This is a genomic window from Mangrovibacter plantisponsor, assembly GCF_003182475.1.
Lineage (GTDB): Bacteria > Pseudomonadota > Gammaproteobacteria > Enterobacterales > Enterobacteriaceae > Mangrovibacter > Mangrovibacter plantisponsor.
On record NZ_QGTS01000045.1, the window covers coordinates 1 to 1,914 of the forward strand.

Sequence of the window (1,914 nt, forward strand, 5' to 3'; positions counted from 1 at the left end):
AGAGCAGCGCCTGGCGGCCACCGGGGTGAATATCACCAGCAACAATGGCGCACTGGTTATCACCGGCAATGTGCAGGTGGACGACCTGGCGGCAGCCCGCCCGGGTAATCAGGCGAATACCACACCAGACTTAACCGGGGTGGCCATCAACGGTAATGGCAACCAGGTACAAATTGATGGTCTGGTAAGTGTGAACTATAAAGGTGTGACGGCTTCCCGCCCACAGACGGCTACTACCCGTAATGGGGTTCTGGTGACTGGTGATGATAATACGCTGGTGATCAAGGGTGGGCTGTCCATGGATTACGACATAGGGTGGTTAAACAATGGTATTGGCGTATATAACCACGGTAACCAGTTTGCAGTGAACCTGAATGGGAACGGCAACCATGTGCTACTGAGCGGGGAAAGTGATTTTTTCCGTAAAGACGGCGATATCATCAATTCTTTTGATAGTGAGGCCTCCCGGGTAGGGCTGGTATACAGCGAGGGGAGCAACAATGTTCTGGTGCTGGATGAAAACTTCCGGCTGACAGCCGAAGGTTCAGGCGATACTTTCAATTCCAGTTCATTGTTTGCTGTCACAGGAGAAAACAGTGTGCTGTATAACCGTGGGCAACTGGCCTCTGATATAACCGGGTCAGTATTCTCAGCATCAGATGGTGCCAGAATTGTTAATGAAGGGAGTGTTACTGTCAGCCTGCAGCAGGGCAATATAGTAGATATAAATGCTGCAATCATTAATGGTCGTAATGAAGAAAGTGGTGTGCTACTGGTCAGTTCCTGGCTGGTGCCTACTGCTGCCTGGGGTATGACCTCTTTTCAAGGTGGCATCACGGCAGGTAACCAGTATGCGGCCATGATGGGTAACAACGGGCTGCTCAATGCAGGCAGTATCAGTGTGCGAGGTGCAGGGGCGTACGGCATGACTTCTGTGTCCGGTATACTGCAGAACAGCGGCACCATTGAGGTGGACGGCATGCAGTTACTGCCGGATGAAGACGGCAACGACAGCGGTAACAAACAGCTGTTTACCGGCATGAACAACCGCGAACTGCGCGGTGCCGGCATGCACCTGCGTAATTCCGGCACTGCCACCAATACCGGCACCATTACCGTCACCAATTCCGGCACCGGAATGTTTGCCAGCGGCACCGGGGTGGCCTGGAACCAGGGTACCATCAATCTGGAAGCGGACGGCAGCCATAATCAACAGGGCTGGCTGTATGCCATGGCCGCCACCGGTAACGGGGTGGCGATAAACGACACCACCGGTATCATTAATATCAACACCGACCTCGGCCAGGCGTTTTACACCGCCGGTAACGGTAAGGTGTTTAACTACGGCACGGTCAACTTCAACGGCAGCCCGATAAACAGCGGCGATCCGAACTGGGGAGCCCCTTCTCTGGAGTCTGACTATGTGCTGATCACCACGCCGGTGCTGACGGCAGAAGGTGAAAGCCACATCTGGCGTGATGAGTCCCTTCCCTGGTTATTAGTACATGATAGTGCCAGCTACGGCGATGCCACCTTTGACGGTGAACTGGTGTTGGGAAGCTGGCTGCAGAACTTTGGCCATCTGTCAGTTTCCACTCTCAAGGGCAGCAGCCTGAACAACGCAGGTACTACGACAGCAGAGACGTTGTCAGTTTCCACGTTGCAAAACAGTGGAAACCTGTCTGGCACTACCCTGACAGTTGGCAACCTGAACAACACCGGAACCCTGACAGCCGGGAGCCTGTCGGTCGGCACCCTGCGGAACAGCGGTGAAATTACCGGTGACATGCAGGTTTCATCCGGGGTGAACCTGGGGAGTGGCACCCTGAACGGTAACATTTATGTCACCGGCAACCTCCGCAATGACGGCACGGTATACGGCACTTTGCGTGGCGGGGGCAGCGGCAACCAGAA

At 54.5% G+C, this 1,914-nt stretch carries 1 protein-coding gene; it reads left to right on the forward strand.

The window, feature by feature from the left end; translation table 11 throughout:
• On the forward strand, nucleotides 1-1,914 hold a 1,914-nt coding region (locus tag DES37_RS25715; protein ID WP_170123820.1), incomplete at both ends, for a hypothetical protein.